Annotated in this window: 8 protein-coding genes and 2 pseudogenes; 7 read left to right on the top strand and 3 right to left on the bottom strand. The window is 61.3% G+C overall.

What is annotated here, in order from left to right:
• The first annotated feature begins 477 nt into the window (after positions 1–477).
• Together ACRQ5Q_RS35895 and ACRQ5Q_RS35890 are read left to right on the top strand one after the other, a co-directional pair.
• Entirely contained in the window at positions 478–4,038 is a 3,561-nt protein-coding gene (locus tag ACRQ5Q_RS35895) for a PAS domain S-box protein (RefSeq protein WP_439394622.1), read from the top strand.
• Positions 4,039–4,130: 92 nt separating this feature from the next.
• Positions 4,131–4,286: pseudogene (locus ACRQ5Q_RS35890) on the top strand (IS110 family transposase); the annotation flags it as partial.
• A 13-nt stretch (positions 4,287–4,299) separates the two neighbouring features.
• On the opposite strand, the gene ACRQ5Q_RS35885 reads toward ACRQ5Q_RS35890, so the two are convergent.
• The 3 genes from ACRQ5Q_RS35885 to ACRQ5Q_RS35875 all read right to left on the bottom strand — a co-directional run bounded on the left by ACRQ5Q_RS35885 (position 4,300) and on the right by ACRQ5Q_RS35875 (position 7,661).
• Positions 4,300–5,388 (bottom strand): ABC transporter substrate-binding protein, encoded by a 1,089-nt coding sequence (locus ACRQ5Q_RS35885; protein WP_439370325.1) that lies wholly within the window; start codon positions 5,386–5,388, stop codon positions 4,300–4,302.
• 139 nt (positions 5,389–5,527) lie between these two features.
• Entirely contained in the window at positions 5,528–6,343 is an 816-nt protein-coding gene (locus tag ACRQ5Q_RS35880) for a substrate-binding domain-containing protein (protein WP_439370324.1), read from the bottom strand.
• Positions 6,344–6,356: 13 nt separating this feature from the next.
• The gene (locus tag ACRQ5Q_RS35875) at positions 6,357–7,661 is read right to left on the bottom strand and encodes an MFS transporter (RefSeq protein ID WP_439370323.1); all 1,305 of its coding nucleotides are present in this window, start codon (positions 7,659–7,661) and stop codon (positions 6,357–6,359) included.
• A 355-nt stretch (positions 7,662–8,016) separates the two neighbouring features.
• On the opposite strand from ACRQ5Q_RS35875, the gene ACRQ5Q_RS35870 reads away from it, so the two are divergent.
• The 5 genes and pseudogenes from ACRQ5Q_RS35870 to ACRQ5Q_RS35850 all read left to right on the top strand — a co-directional run bounded on the left by ACRQ5Q_RS35870 (position 8,017) and on the right by ACRQ5Q_RS35850 (position 15,770).
• Positions 8,017–8,682 (top strand): response regulator, encoded by a 666-nt coding sequence (locus tag ACRQ5Q_RS35870; RefSeq protein WP_439370322.1) that lies wholly within the window; start codon positions 8,017–8,019, stop codon positions 8,680–8,682.
• Positions 8,682–10,076 carry a sensor histidine kinase gene (locus ACRQ5Q_RS35865; protein WP_439370321.1) on the top strand — a complete coding sequence of 465 codons (1,395 nt, stop codon included), beginning with the start codon at positions 8,682–8,684 and terminating at the stop codon, positions 10,074–10,076. Before ACRQ5Q_RS35870 ends, ACRQ5Q_RS35865 begins: the two co-directional genes overlap by 1 nt.
• A 263-nt stretch (positions 10,077–10,339) precedes the next feature.
• A pseudogene (gene acnA / locus ACRQ5Q_RS35860) lies at positions 10,340–13,037 on the top strand (aconitate hydratase AcnA).
• 31 nt (positions 13,038–13,068) lie between these two features.
• Complete coding sequence (locus ACRQ5Q_RS35855; protein ID WP_439394620.1) at positions 13,069–14,091, top strand: isocitrate/isopropylmalate dehydrogenase family protein; 1,023 nt, start codon at positions 13,069–13,071, stop codon at positions 14,089–14,091.
• A gap of 26 nt (positions 14,092–14,117) precedes the next feature.
• Positions 14,118–15,770 carry an acetolactate synthase large subunit gene (locus ACRQ5Q_RS35850; protein ID WP_439370319.1) on the top strand — a complete coding sequence of 551 codons (1,653 nt, stop codon included), beginning with the start codon at positions 14,118–14,120 and terminating at the stop codon, positions 15,768–15,770.
• Position 15,771 lies beyond the last annotated feature (1 nt).

Here is a 15,771-nt window from a genome sequence, read left to right as displayed (position 1 = left end):
TTCTTTGACAGGATGCGGTCAACCCCGGCCGGCGTGCATCTTGCCCGCTTTCATCCCGCACAATTGGCAGCATCTTTCTCCCGAGTGCGTCCTTGTTGTGGAACCTCCGCTCAATTGTCTCAGCGGCTGAGGTTCATGAGCTTTGGTGTCGGCCGATGTGTACGCGTCCGGTGGCGGTCCCTGGCTTCAAGACTGACGGCCTTGTTTGTTTTTACACGGCCAAGACCCCAAGCGGACATCGAGCTGGAGAGCAAGATCCTGGCTCGTTCGACCCCTTTCCGAACGCGTTCCGTCCGATAAGATGGCCCTTCAAACCCGCTGGGGACTGATATGGGACGGTCAGCAAAAGCGAGCGGCGAAAGGGGCGCGGCGAAAGCGCGCAAGGCTGGCCCCGTGAAGGGCCGCAGCCGCGCCAAGGCAAAGCGGCCCGTTCGGCCCGCCGCCCGACTGAAGTGCACCACAGCTCCTGACACAGAATTGAAAGACGCCCGCGAGCAGCAGGCGGCGACGGCCGAAATATTGAAAGTCATTGCGAGTTCGCCGTCCGACGTGCAGCCGGTGTTCGAGGCCATCGTTGCCAATGCCGCCCGGCTGATCGGCGGCTTTTCCGCTGGCGTGTATCGATTTGTTGACGGCATGGTTCATCTCGAGGCGGCCAAGTCGGTAACTCCGGCCGGGGACGCTTTGCTGCGTGCCAGCTTCCCCCGTCCGATTGCCGATCATTTTGCGGTCGCGCTGGCCGGACACGTGCTTCAGATCGCTGATATCGAAGACAACCCCAACGAACGATTGAAGGAATTGGGGCGGTTGCGCGGCTTTAGGAGCGTATTGTACGTGCCTCTGAAGAGCTCCGGCATGTCGATTGGTGTGATCGCGGTGAGCCGGCAGACCGTTGGCTCGTTTGCTGCGCATCACATCGAGTTGCTACAGACTTTCGCAGACCAAGCGGTCATTGCCATCGAGAATGCGCGGCTGTTCAAAGAGGTGCAGGACAAATCACGGGATTTGGAAGAAGCGCTTAATCGATACCGCACCTTGGTGGACCACGCATCCGATGCGTTCTTTCTCTACGATGAGGATGCAACCGTTCTCGATGCGAATCGCCAGGCGTGCGAAAACCTTGGCTATCGCCGCGACGAACTGATCGGGATGACCGCGTTCGACTTCGGTCCGGATCTGACACCGGCGCTTCTGAAGCGCATCCGGGAACGTCTTCGGGCGGGGAAAATCGTTGCCTTCGATGGTCGTCATCGCCGGAAAGATGGAACCGTGTTTCCCGTCGAGGTTCGCATCCGGCCGCTCTGGCACGAGGGCCAGTTGCGCGCCGTTTCCCTCGACCGCGACATCACCGAGCGCAAGCGGGCTGAGGATGAGCTGCGGGCGAGTGAAGAGCGCTTCCGCACCCTCCTGCAATTCTCTTTTGACGTGTACTGGGAGACCGACGCTGAGCATCGCTTTATTCGGCAGGAGTTCTCCGAGCGGGTCACCGACGGCCCATTGCCGGGTTCCGAGCTCGGCAAGACGCGCTGGGAGGTGCCTTATCTGGGGATTGACGAAGAGGGCTGGCGCAAACACCGCGAGATGCTCGACGCGCACCTGCCGTTCCGCGATTTGGAATACGCGAGGCCGACGCCCAATGGTGGCGTGCGTTGGGCGGCGGTCTCGGGATTGCCGGTCTTCGATCATGCAGGGCACTTTACCGGCTACCGCGGCGTGGGGCGACACATCACAGATCGCAAGCGTGTCGAGGCTGAACTACTCGAGAGCCGGGAAAAATTCCGCGTGTTATCGGAATCGTCGCTTACCGGCATCTACCTTATTGAAGGCGGTCGCTTTGGACACGTAAACCCTGCGTTCGCGAACATGTTTGGGTACACGACCGAGGAGGTGGTGCACAATCTTGGGCCCCTAGACCTTGTACATCCTGACGACCGACCGCTTGTGACGGAGAACATTCGCCGCCGGTCCGAAGGTGAAGTGGAAGAGGTCCACTACGAGTTCCGGGCCCTCCGCAAAGACGGCTCGGTCTTTCCAGCTGAAGTTCATGGCGGCGCAATCGAGCATAATGGCAAGCTCGCCATACTGGGCACGATCCTTGACAACACTCAGCGCAAAAAAGCCGAGCGAGAACTACGTGACAGCGAGGAGCGCTTTCGTACTCTCATCCAATTCTCCTTCGACGTGTATTGGGAGACTGACGAGCAGCATCGCTTCACTCGGCAAGTGTTCGCCGAAGGCCTTTCTGACGCGCCGGCGCCGGGCTCCGAACTCGGCAAGACTCGCTGGGAGGTACCCTACCTGGAACCCGACGAGGAGGCCTGGCAGCGACACCGACAGACACTCGACGCCCACCTGCCGTTCCGAGATTTCGAGCTCGCGCGCCCCACGCCTGATGGCGGTAAGCGGTACGTGTCCGTCTACGGTCTGCCAATGTTCGACGAGAGCGGGCGTTTTTTGGGCTACCGCGGCGTCGGACGGGACATAACCGAGCGAAAGAAGGCAGAGGTTGAGCTGCGGGAGAGCGAGGAGAGCTTTCGTGCTCTCGTCCAATTCTCCTTCGACCTGTATTGGGAGACCGACGCACAACATCGCTTCACCCGTCAGGAGTTTGGTCCGGACGTAGCTTTCCTGCAACCGCAAAGCCCCGAATGGGTCGATGCCTACGCCAGTCCGATCGGCAAAAGGCCGTGGGAATTGCCTTTCCTGGAGCCGGATGCCGAGGCTTGGCGCAAGCATCGCGAGGCTCGGGAGGCCCACCAACCCTTCCGCGATTTCGAGGTAGCGCGTCCTTCGGCCGACGGGGGCAAGAGATACATCTCCGTCTCCGGGCTGCCGATGTTCGATAAATCGGGGATTTTTATCGGTTATCGCGGCGTCGCGCGCGACATTACCGACCGCAAGAGAGCGGACGAGGCGAGACGCCTCAGCGAGACCTACCTAGCGGCAGCCGAAACACTGAGTAAGATGGGCAGCTGGGCCTGGAGGCCGGCGGCAAACGAGATCACCCACTGGTCGAAAGGGCGATACCACCTGTTCGGCTTCGATCCGGCGGGGGGCATCCCGTCCCTTGAGGCGGTGATCGAGCGAATTCATCCGGGAGATCGAGCCGTTTGGTTAGAAAGTAGGTCGGTCGTCGCTCGTGGCGGGGAGACAGATTTCGATTTCCGCATCGTGCTTCCCGACGGCACGACCAAGCAAGTCCACGCAATAGGCCGTCCCATTCTCAATCAGTCCGGCGAGGTCGTTGAAGTCATGGGCGCGGCCGTCGATGTCACCGACCAGAGACAGGCGCAAGAGGAGCGCGAGCGATTGCGTCAGTTAGAATTGGATCTCGCGCACATGAGCCGTGTGAGCATAATGGGACAGCTGACCGCTTCGCTGGCCCACGAGATTCTGCATCCGATCGCCACCGCCCGCAACAATGCTCGTGCGGGAATGCGATTTTTGGAAATGAGTCCGCCAAATCTGGCTGAAGTCATGGAAGCGCTTGGGTGCATCGTCAGGGATGCCGATCGAGCCAAGGACATTATCGGCCGCATTCGTGATCACATCAAGAAAGCGCCTCCACGAATCGAGCCTTTCGACGTCAATGAGGCGATTGATGAGGTGCTCGTAATGGTACGAGGCGCAATAGACAAGAATAGAGTGTCCGTTCGCACCTCCCTTGCGGATCAAATGCCTTGCGTTCACGGCGATCGCGTTCAACTGCAACAGGTGTTCCTCAATTTGATCTTGAACGCCTTGGACGCAATGAGCTCGGCCGAGGAAGAAGCGCGTGAGCTGACGATCAGCTCCGAGCCAAGCCCGACGGGGGGCATCCTCATTGCGGTGCGTGATTCAGGACCAGGAATTGATCCTGAACATCTCGATCAAATCTTCAAACCTTTTCACACGACTAAGTCCAGCGGACTCGGAATGGGTCTTTCAATTTGCAGATCAATCATCGATGCCCATGGCGGACGGTTGTGGGCAGAGGCCAATCAACCTCGAGGCGCAGTGTTTCAGTTCACTCTGCCGCGTGCCGTGGAAGACTCATGAGACTTCATAGGGCCTTCCGGATTGAAAAGCCGAGTGAAAGCGCGATGACCCGATTAAAGTCTATGGCACGTCGAGACAAAGAGAGGAGGCATGCCAGGTTGATGCCGGCCAAATATGTCCGCCCCTATAGCAAGGGACAGAAGAACGACTTCAGGGATGCCGAAGAGATTGCCGAAGCCGTGCAGCGCCCGATGATGAACTTCGTCGCGACCAAGACCGCGGATCCGCTGGATTTGCAGGCGCTGCACTAGCGGCTCGGCGTCACCGGCCATCCAACGCGCGGCGCCATTCGCGGAAGAATGCTTTTCGCTTCGATTGATCGAGGTTCGCCAGGAGGTCCGGCCCGACGCGGATAGGACGGAGCGTGTTCTCTTGCACGGTTGCCCTAAGGCCGCTCGGGAGGTCGGAGCGCACCGTTCCGAACGAGCGTGCCGCCAATTGCTCCTGACCGTTCCGCGAAAGCAGGAAGTCCATGAAAAGAGCGGCCTCCGCCGGATGCGGCGCGCTCTTCGGGATGATTGCGATACGCGTAATCAGCGCGGTGTAATCCGTGAACAGGGTCACACCGATCGACGGATCGTCCTTTGCGCGTTCGAGAGCGTATGAAGCGATCATGTTGTAGGCGAGCAGGTGTTCTCCGCTCGCCACCCGATCGAGGATCGTATGGCTGAAGGTGTAAAGCCGAACGCCGGCCTGTCCGAGGCCGCGGATCAGGCTCCAAGTGTTCGGAGTGATCTGCACATCGTTGCTGAAGAAGAGAAATCCGGTACCACTCAGTTCGGCATCGTATGAGGCCACTTTGCCCTGATAGTGGCTGCGCTTCGTGGTCAACAACTTCAGCAGATCGGCTCGCGTGCGCGGAACATCCTCCGGCGGGACCAGCCTTTTATTGTAGACGAGAGCGATCGGTTCGGCGGTAATTCCGAAGGCCTGCTTCCTCCAGATGGCCCAATCGGGGATCCGATCGGAGTCGGGCGGCGAGAACGGTTGGGCATAGCCGTCGTTCACGAGCTTGACTTGCAAGTCCATGGCCGAACTCCACACAATGTCGGCGCATTGACCGCGCTCCCGACATCTGACGACGTCCTCGTAGACCTCGAGGGAGCTCTGATGGATGTAATCGACGCGAATATCGGGGTGTAAGCGATGCCACTCGCCGAGCAGGCCTTTCACCTCGATGGTGTCCGACGTCGAGACGATGCGAACCGCGCCCTCCGTACCCGAGCCGACCGACAGCCGGTCCCGGTCAAGCGGGTCGCTGCGAACCTGGTCCTCCTGGCTGCTCGCCGGTTTGGCCGCGAGGGCGAACAGGACGGTTAAGGCTACGAAATGTAACCTACTCCTCAGCATCCGAACTGCCTCGATCCGCCGGACGCCGACCGGCCGAGGCGCTCATCGCAACAGGTCCGCCAGCCGACGTCTAAAGCAGGCAGTATAGAGGCGGCCATCGTCCGAAGAAAAGGCCGCGCGCTTTCGGTACCCCGGACTTCTATCGGCTGGGAGCGATCGGCTCCATGCCGGACTTCACGAGTGCAGGGGCCGCTGCCGGTGAAGCAAGGAAGTCGATGAGGGCCTTGCCCTGCTCGCGCGCCTTGCCGTCCTTGGTGAGCGCAGCCGAGAAGATCGTGATCTTTTGGAGTTCTGGTGGCAGCGGCCCAACCAACTCGGCGCCCGGGATTGGCAGCAATTCGCTGATTTGCTGAAAGCCGAGCTCGGCGTCACCGCGCGCGACGATGCCGGCGACGGGATCTGCAGGGATCATCCTGGCCTTGCCTTCCATCTCCGAGGCGATGCCAAGCTTCTTGAAGAGTTCTGTCCCCACATAGACGCCGCTGGCACTGTCGGAATAGGCGACCGACTTGGCCGCGAGAAGGGCTGCCTTGAGCGCCTCCGGGGTCGAGATGTCGGGCTTCGCAGCGCCTGCTCGAACGACCATGCCAATCGGGGAGCGCACCAGGTCCACTCGGCTGCCGGCATCGGCATATCCCTTGGAGATCATGACACCAAGCGCGTCACCCACCATGATCAGAACGTCGGCAGGCTCGCCCCGGGCCAGGCGAATGGGGATTGCATTCTCCGTGGTTCCCATCGAAGGCCCGTAAGACGTGATGACGGTGTTGCCAGTCGTCTTTTCGAATTGCGGAACCAGCTCCTTGTAGGCGGCGCTGAGGCCGCCAGAGATCATGACCCGGATTTCCGCCGCTTGAGCCCTCGGTGCGCAGAGGGTGGCAACAAGGACCGCTACCGCAACAAGCCAACCCGGACGAATGGAACGCAACAAGTCACGTTGGGGCTGTTCATACATGACGGGTCGCCTTTCAGGTCCCGACCGTATTCAAACTGGCCGAGACTTCGGATGCCGTCGTAACGGCCTGCGTTCGATAGACCAACAGGGTCCCAACCAGGCCGCATGCTGCCGCGGCGCTCATCCACCAGCCGGGGGCAGCGTTATCGCCGGTCACTGCAATCAGCCAGGTGCAGATGGCTGCCGTAAAGCCTCCAAATGTCGTCGCCAGGCTGTAGGCGAGGGAGAAGCCGGACGTGCGCACGCCGACCGGCATGACCTCCGTCAGCGCGACGATCATCGCCCCATTGTAGCTCGCATAGATGAAGGACAACCACAGTTCGACGGCCAGCATCTTGCCGAAAGTCGGCTCGGCGGCGAGCCAGGAGAGAGCGGGATAGGCCGAGACGAGGCCAAGTAACGAGAAGCCCACGAGGATCGGCTTGCGGCCGATCTTGTCCGACCAGGCTCCCATCACCGGAAGCCAGAAGAAGTTCGAAATGCCGACGCAGATCGTCACCAACAGACTGTCGGTGGCGGAGAGCTTCAAAACGGACTTCCCGAACGTGGGCGTGTAGACCGTGATGAGGTAAAAGGAAACCGTCGTCATGATCACCATCATCATGCCGCACAGCACGATCGCCCAGTTTGCGAGGATCGATCGATAGATCTGACCGACGGTCGGATGATGCTTGCGCGCCAGAAACTCGTCCGTCTCCTGGAGCGAACGCCGGATGAAGAACACGAACGGCACGATCATGCAGCCGACGAAGAACGGGATCCGCCATCCCCAGTCGTCGACCTGCTGCGGAGAAAGCCAGGCGTTGAGCGCGAAGCCGAATGCCGCCGACACGATGATCGCCACTTGCTGGCTCGCCGATTGCCAGCTGGCATAGAACCCTTTGTGGCCAGGGGTCGCCATTTCGGAGAGATAGACGGAAACGCCGCCCAGCTCGACTCCCGCCGAAAAACCCTGCAACAATCTTCCGATCAGCACGAGAAGGGGAGCCGCGATGCCGATCGTCGCATAGCTCGGAACGAATGCGATCAGCACGGTTCCGCACGCCATGATCGAGAGCGTCACGATCAGGCCTTGACGACGTCCGATCCGGTCGACGTACGCTCCCAGGAAGATGGCTCCGAGCGGCCGCATCAGGAAGCCGGCGCCGAAGGCGACGAACGTCAACAGCAGCGACGCATACTGACTCTCGAGCGGAAAGAACGCCTTGGCGATGTAGGACGCAAACACCCCGGAAAGAAAGAAGTCGAACATCTCCAGGAAGTTGCCGCTGGTGACGCGCAGCACCATCCCGATCTTCGATTGTCCGGATGCCGTCATGTTATCCTCCCGTGGATCTCGTGTTGTTTGGCCCGGTTGCGGGTTCTTGTGTCGCGCATCGATCGCGCTTTGCGTTGGGACCGTCTGATCTGGCGGCAGTCGAAAGCGCGGTTGGTCCAGAGCTGCTTCGGCGAAAGCGATGAGACAGCCTAGACAGCTGAGCTGTCGTCAACCTGTCACGGCGAGCCGCCCCGGCGTATCGGCATCGCAGGGAGGGTCTATGCGGATTTACCGAAAGACGGGCGTTGTCTGCAAAGATGGAGATGCCATTGCGCCTGCTCTGTGATAGAGATCTGCCAAGGTGCAAGTAAAACAAAAGCGCCGGAGCCTAGAAAGTATTGGCGGGGGAGGCGCCGTGAGAATCCTGATCGTTGAAGACGATATGGCTCTTGTCCGGGGCCTTTCGACCTCGCTCAAGTCGATGGGCTTTGCGGTGGATCACGAACCGGATGGCGCCGAGGCGGCTTCGATCGCCATCTCCGAACCGTACAGCCTTGTGGTCCTCGATCTCGGCTTGCCCAATAGCTCGGGTTTTGAGGTTCTGCGTCAAGTCCGCGCCAGTGGGTCGAAGGTGCCGATCATGATCTTGACGGCGCGCGATACCACCGCAGACAAGGTCAAGGGACTGGATCTGGGAGCGGACGACTACGTTCGCAAGCCGTTTGATCTGTCGGAGTTCGAAGCGCGCGTTCGGGCGCTGGTCAGACGCGGTCAAGGTCGTACCGATCCACTCTTGACGTGTGGATCCCTCGTGATCGATCCGGCGATGGGGCGTGCGACCCTCGGTGACAAGCCGCTCGACCTGCGTCGCCGGGAGATGGCGGTTCTGAAGATTTTGATGCTTCACCACGGCAAGCTGGTACCGAAGGATCGCATGATTGCCGAGGTGTTCGGCTTCGACGAGCCGGTTGGGCCAAATGTGCTGGAGCTCTATATCGCTCGTCTTCGCCAGAAGCTCGGTTCGGATGGACCGAGGATCCGCACTATGCGAGGGCTCGGATATCTCCTGGAAGGACGCTGATGGCGAGACGTCAGCCGTCCCTCAAAACCCGGTTTCTCCTCGGCCTTCTGGTTCCCGTTTCCTGCCTCGCGATCGCGGTGGCGGTAGGCGGCAGTCTCGTCATCTCTCACGTGGTTGAGGTCACGCACGATCGGTTGCTGAAGGGCTCGCTGCTGGCGATCGCCGAGCGCCTGGCCGTGGAGGACGGAGAGGTTACCGTCGATCTGCCGCGCGTGGCGCTGGGTATGCTCGAGACGCAGTCCGACGATAGCATTTTTTACAAGGTGAGCGTGGATGGCCAGATGGTCACCGGATACAACGACCTGCCCACGCCCAAGAGTGCGGCACTCGAACCGGAACAGCCGATTTTCTGGGATGATAGCTACCGCGGCAACGCCGTTCGCATAGCTGCCGTATCACGACACGTCTATGGAATCGCTAAGCCTGTTTTGGTTGCTGTGGCGGAGACCGAACACGCGCGGGAGCAGCTCTGGCGCGAAATGATCCGCGAGCTTGCCCTGGCCGAAGCTGTGCTCCTCGCTGTCATCGCCCTGCTCACCTGGATCGCGGTCGAACGCGGGCTCGGGCCGCTTGCCCAATTGAAGCGGCAGATCGATCGCCGTGGAATCAGCGGTTCAAAAGACTTCCAACCGCTCGATCTGCACATGGTGCCGAAGGAGGCGCTCGCGCCCGCGCAGGCGATTAATGAACTGCTCGATCGCGTCAGCTTCGCGACCCAGATCTTGCGCCAGTTTACCGCCGATGCGTCGCACCAGATGCGAACCCCGCTTGCCGCGCTAAGGACGCATCTGGATCTCCTCAAGCGTCGCCTGACCGGCGCGAGCGAAATGACCGGGATGGTCATGGAGGTGGACGCGCAGGTCGTCCGCCTCGATCGGATGATTTCGCAATTGCTGACGCTTGCGCGAGCCGACGAGGACGCATTGGTCAGATCGCCTGCAGAGAGAATTTCGCTCGTCACGAAGGCGAAACAAGCCCTCGCTCTGCGGGCGCAAGCTGCGGCGGCGCGCAACATCGAGCTCCAGCTGGAGGTGGAGCAGGACGAGATGTACGTCCATGCCAACGAGCTTCTGCTCGACGAGGTTTTCGGCAATGTGATCGACAATGCGATCCGCTACGGGCGAGCCGGCGGGGTGGTGATCGCGAGATTGTCCAGGGATGGCGACGCAAGCGTGGTCGACATCGAAGACGATGGCCCCGGAATTCCACCCGCCGAACGGCAGAAGGTGTTCGAGCGGTTCTACAGGATCGCCCGTCCGGATGCGCCGGACGGAAGCGGTTTGGGGCTCTCGATCGTGCGCGTGTTGCTCGACCGGATGGGCGGCTCCATCGAACTCGGCGAGGCCAAGCGCCTTCGTGGTCTCAGGGTCACGATGAGACTCCGCCTCGCATGACGTTGCGATAGCCCGGCCCATCTCGTTGCCTTGGCCACCGCGACAGGTTGTTGACAGGTAACCGCCTCTATCCTGCTCCCAACAGCGCTGGGTTGTTGCTGGCCGCATGCGGACAGCATAGCCATCAGGCATTCAAAAAACGCGGGAGGACGTCGTGGCTGAACCGGCTCGGAACGGTCAGCGCATTCAAAGACATCCCTCCCTCCGTAGGCAGTGCCGCCGGCCTCTTTGGCGCGGCGGCGTGCGGGCGACGGGAGGTGATCATGACGGTCTTGGACAGCTTTAGATGCCAGCGTACCCTCGACGTCGATGGACGGCGCTATAGCTATTTTTCGCTGCCCGAAGCCGAGAAGAACGGACTGGCAGGTATCTCACGGTTGCCTTTCTCTCTGAAGGTTCTGCTCGAGAACCTGCTGCGCTTCGAGGACGGCCAATCGGTGACGCGCGCCAATATCGAGGCGCTGGCGAAATGGACCGAGGACCGCGGATCGGCGGCCGCGGAGATCGGCTTTCGTCCGGCCCGCGTGCTCATGCAGGATTTCACCGGTGTGCCTGCCCTGGTTGATCTCGCGGCCATGCGAGACGGCATGCAAAAACTCGGCGGCGATCCGGCGAAAATCAATCCGCTGGTTCCGGTCGATCTCGTCATCGACCATTCCGTCGTGGTCGACCATTTCGGCAACCCGGAAGCTCTGCACGACAACGTTGCCAGAGAATATGAGCAGAATGGCGAGCGCTACAACTTCCTGAAATGGGGGCAGGGCGCCTTTGCCAATTTCCGCGTGGTGCCACCGGGCACAGGCATTTGCCACCAGGTCAATCTTGAATATCTGGCGCAGACGGTGTGGACAACCGAGCGCGACGGCAAGACGATCGCCTATCCCGACACGCTGGTCGGCACCGACAGCCACACCACCATGGCCAATGGTTTAGCCGTGCTGGGCTGGGGCGTCGGTGGCATTGAAGCCGAGGCTGCGATGCTCGGCCAACCGCTGTCGATGCTGGTACCGGAAGTGATCGGCTTCAAACTCTCCGGCAAGCTCCGCGAGGGCGTGCTGGCGACCGACCTCGTGCTTACCGTCACCCAGATGCTGCGCAAGAAGGGCGTAGTCGGCAAGTTCGTCGAGTTCTACGGCCCCGGCCTTGACCACATGACGCTTGCTGACCGTGCGACCATTTCCAACATGGCGCCCGAATACGGTGCGACCTGCGGCTTCTTCCCGGTCGATCAAGAGACGCTGAATTATCTCAATCTCTCTGGGCGCGCCAGCGATCGCATCGCGCTGGTTGAAGCCTATACCAAGTCGCAGGGCCTTTTCCGGGCACCGGGCATGCCCGATCCCGTCTTCACCGATACGCTGGAACTCAATCTCGATGAGGTCGTGCCGTCGCTCGCAGGGCCGAAACGACCCGAGGGGCGTCTCGGCCTTTCCGTTGCCAAGACCAACTTCCTCACCGCACTCGAAAGCGAATATGGCAAGCAAGCCCAGGCCGCCAAGCAATTTGCGGTCGAGGGTAGGGAATTCAAGCTTGGTCACGGCCATGTCGTGATTGCCGCGATCACCTCCTGCACCAACACCTCGAATCCGTCGGTGCTGATCGGCGCCGGCCTCCTGGCGCGGAACGCCGTGAGCAAAGGGCTCGCTGCAAAGCCCTGGGTGAAGACCTCGCTCGCCCCTGGCTCGCAGGTCGTGGCGGAGTATCTCGAAAAATCGGGTCTGCAGAAGGACCTCGACGCGCTCGGTTTCTATCTCGTCGGCTTCGGCTGCACGACCTGCATCGGCAATTCCGGTCCGCTGCCGAAGGAGATATCGAAATCGATCAACGATAATGGCGTGATCGCTGCGGCTGTCTTGTCCGGCAACCGCAATTTCGAAGGCCGCGTCTCGCCCGACGTGCAGGCCAACTATCTGGCCTCGCCACCGCTCGTCGTCGCCTATGCGCTGGCCGGTTCGCTTCAGGTCGATCTGGTCAATGAGCCGCTGGGCATCGGGTCGGACGGCGCGCCGGTTTACCTGAAGGACATCTGGCTCTCGAATGCCGAGATCCAGCAGTTCATCCGAGACAACGTCACGCGCCGCTTGTTCGAGACCAAATATGCCGAGGTCTTTGAGGGCGATGCGAACTGGAAGGCGGTCGAGGTCACGACGGCCCTGACCTATCGCTGGAACATGTCTTCGACCTACGTGCAAAACCCGCCCTATTTCGAGGGCATCACGATGAAGCCGGCCCCGACCGGAGACATCGTGGGGGCGCGCGTTCTCGGCTTGCTCGGCGACAAGATCACGACCGATCACATCTCTCCGGCTGGTTCGATCAAGGCATCTTCGCCAGCCGGGGAATTCCTGCGCGGCATGCAGGTCCGCCAGGAGGATTTCAACCAGTACGGCACGCGGCGCGGCAATCACGAGGTGATGGTCCGCGGCACCTTCGCCAACATCCGCATCAAGAATTTCGCGGTGAAGGACGAGGGCGGCGTTACGCCAGAAGGTGGCTGGGCGGTGCATCAGCCTTCCGGCGACCGGATGTCAATCTTCGATGCGGCAATGCGCTACGAGCGCGAGAACGTGCCTCTGGTCGTATTCGCCGGCGTTGAATACGGCAACGGCTCATCGCGCGACTGGGCCAAAAAGGGCACCCAAGCTGCTCGGCGTGCGCGCCGTTATCGCGCAGAGCTTCGAGCGCATTCACCGTTCCAATCTGGTTGGCATGGGCATCCTGCCCTTCGTCTTCGACGAGGGCACCTCCTGGAAAAGCCTTGGCCTGACCGGCGCCGAGCAGGTCTCGATCAAAGGGATAGCCGACATCACGCCCGGCCAGCGCGCCACCATCGACATCGCGATGGCAGAAGGCACGGTGAGGCACGTCCCGGTGACTTGCCGCATCGATACGCTCGACGAGCTCAACTACTACAAGCATGGCGGCATCCTGCCTTACGTGCTGCGCCAGCTTGCGGCGTGATCCTGGATCAAATCAACAAGGGGGAACGAACATGTCAGGAAAAGTTCCGGCAACCTTGATACCGGGTGACGGGATCGGTCCCGAGATCACGGCTGCGGTGACCCGCATCCTAGATGCGCTCGGCGCGCCGTTCGAGTGGGACCTTCAGCAGGGCGGCATGGCCGGAATCCAGAGCGCAGGCGATCCCTTGCCCGGCGCACTAATCGACAGCATCCGCCGCACCAAGCTTGCCCTGAAAGGGCCGCTGACGACGCCGGTTGGCGGCGGTTTCCGGTCGGTGAACGTGCGCCTGCGGGAAGAGTTCGGTCTCTACGCCAATCTGCGTCCGGTGAAGACAATGGTGCCCGGCGGTCGTTACGAGGACATTGACCTCGTCCTCGTCCGCGAAAACATCGAGGGGTTGTACGTCGCATTCGAGCATTTCATCCAGGTGGGCGACGATCCGCATGCGGTCGCGATCTCCTCGGGTGTCAATACCCATGCGGAAGCACGCCGCATCGTTCGCTTCGCATTCGAATACGCGCTCGCCCATGGCCGCAAGAAAGTCACCGTGGTTCACAAGGCCAACGTGCTGAAGGCCCTGACCGGTTTGTTCCTTCAGGCCGGCCGCGAAATCGCCAAGGAGTACGAAGGGCGGATCGCGATGGACGATCGCATCGTCGATGCCTGTGCCATGCAACTCGTGATGAACCCGTGGCAATTCGACGTCATCGTCACCACCAATCTGTTCGGCGACATTCTGTCCGACCAGATGTCCGGCCTTGTTGGTGGTCTCGGCATGGCGCCCGGCGCCAATATCGGTGAGAAGGCTGCGATCTTCGAGGCGGTGCACGGGTCGGCACCTGATATCGCCGGCAAGGGCATCGCCAATCCGCTCGCGCTGCTGCTCGCGGCCGGGCTCATGCTCAAGCACGTCGGGCGGGACGATCTCGCGACCAAGCTGCGAATCGCAATCGAGCAGACTTTGCAGGTCGACAATGTGAGGACAGCCGATCTCGGCGGCAAGATCTCGACGGCGGATTTCGCCGGCGCCGTGATCAAGCGCCTCGCCTGATCGGCAAGAATACAGGGAGAAGAAACATGGTGAAGGGCTCTGACCTGCTGGTCGCGGCGTTGGAACACGAGGGTGTCCACCGGGTCTTCGGCGTTCCCGGGGAGGAGAATCTCGATGTCGTCGAATCCCTCCGCAACTCGAAGATCGAGCTGGTTCTGACGCGTCACGAGCAAGCGGCGGCGTTCATGGCCGCGACGCACGGCCGGCTCACGGGTCGGCCCGGCGTCTGCATCTCGACGCTCGGGCCGGGCGCGTTGAACTTCTCGACGGGCGCGGCCTACGCCCATCTCGGCGCGATGCCGATGGTGCTGCTGACTGGGCAGAAGGCGATTATGAGCAGCCGCCAGGCGCGCTTCCAGATCGTGGACGTCATCGCCTCGATGAAGCCGCTGACGAAACTGTCGCGGCAGATCGTCAGCGCGTCCAGCATCCCAACATTGGTTCGTGACGCCTTCCGCGTCGCTATGGAGGAGCGGCCTGGCCCGGTTCTGCTGGAACTGCCCGAAGACATCGCTGGCGACGAGGTCGAGCCGGTGCCGATGGTGCCGATCCATCCGATCGAAATTCCAGTCGCACACCGTGCCGCGCTCGACCGTGCGGCCGAGATGATCCTCGCAGCAAAGCGCCCCCTGATCATGCTCGCGGCCGCCGCCAGCCGTCCGCGCTCGACGTTCGGCATCGCCGGCTTCGTGCGGCGCACGGGCATTCCGTTCTTCACCACGCAAATGGGCAAGGGCACCGTCCCTGGCGGCACCAACCTCTACATGGGGACCGCAGCGTTGTCGGAGCGCGACTACGTGCATGAGGCGATCGACCAGGCCGATCTGATCATCGCCATCGGCCACGATACGGTGGAGAAGCCGCCCTTCATTATGGGTCCCAAGGGGCCGCAAGTCATCCATGTCAGCTACACGCCGGCGACCGTCGAGCAGGTCTACTTCCCGCATGCCGAGGTGGTCGGCGATGTCGGTCCGAGCCTCGAGCTGCTGGCTGACCGGCTCGAAGGCAAGCTCCACAACGCCAAGGCACTGCTGCCGCTGCGCGACGGTATTCTCGGCCGCATCACCGATCGGGCTACCGAGAGTCGCTGGCCGGTGACGCCGCAGCGACTGGTACACGATGTCCGAAAGGTGATTCCGGAGAACGGTATCGTTGCGCTCGACAACGGCATGTACAAGATCTGGTTCGCTCGCAACTACCGGACCTATGTCGCCAACACGTTGCTGCTTGACAACGCGCTCGCCACGATGGGCGCTGGTCTGCCGTCGGCTATGATGGCGGCTATGCTCTATCCGGACCGCCGCGTCATGGCGATCTGCGGCGACGGCGGCTTCATGATGAACAGCCAGGAGCTGGAGACGGCAGTCCGCCTCAAGCTCAATTTGGTGGTTCTGATTCTCAATGACGGCGCCTATGGCATGATCCGCTGGAAGCAGGCGGTGGATGACTTCCCGGATTTCGGTCTCACTTTCGGTAACCCGGACTTCGTCCGCTATGCGGAGTCCTACGGCGCAAAAGGCTCTCGCGTCACGTCCGTCGATGGGCTGTTGCCGACGCTGGAAGCGGCATTCAAGGGCGGCGGCGTGCATCTCGTCGATGTTGCGATCGACTATTCAGAGAACACGAAGGTTCTGGTCGACGAGTTGCGCAATCGCAAGCTCGGCGGCGAACAGACCTGAC

This window comes from Bradyrhizobium sp. PMVTL-01, from assembly GCF_051861855.1.
Taxonomy (GTDB): domain Bacteria; phylum Pseudomonadota; class Alphaproteobacteria; order Rhizobiales; family Xanthobacteraceae; genus Bradyrhizobium.
This window is presented reverse-complemented; position numbering and strand designations above follow the sequence as displayed.

Bases quoted from the DNA above. Each gene is read 5' to 3' on its own strand.
- ACRQ5Q_RS35880 (WP_439370324.1), bottom strand. From the start codon at position 6,343: ATGTATGAACAGCCCCAACGTGACTTGTTGCGTTCCATTCGTCCGGGT.
- ACRQ5Q_RS35850 (WP_439370319.1), top strand. From the start codon at position 14,118: ATGGTGAAGGGCTCTGACCTGCTGGTCGCGGCGTTGGAACACGAGGGT.
- ACRQ5Q_RS35885 (WP_439370325.1), bottom strand. From the start codon at position 5,388: ATGCTGAGGAGTAGGTTACATTTCGTAGCCTTAACCGTCCTGTTCGCC.
- ACRQ5Q_RS35875 (WP_439370323.1), bottom strand. From the start codon at position 7,661: ATGACGGCATCCGGACAATCGAAGATCGGGATGGTGCTGCGCGTCACC.
- ACRQ5Q_RS35855 (WP_439394620.1), top strand. From the start codon at position 13,069: ATGTCAGGAAAAGTTCCGGCAACCTTGATACCGGGTGACGGGATCGGT.
- ACRQ5Q_RS35865 (WP_439370321.1), top strand. From the start codon at position 8,682: ATGGCGAGACGTCAGCCGTCCCTCAAAACCCGGTTTCTCCTCGGCCTT.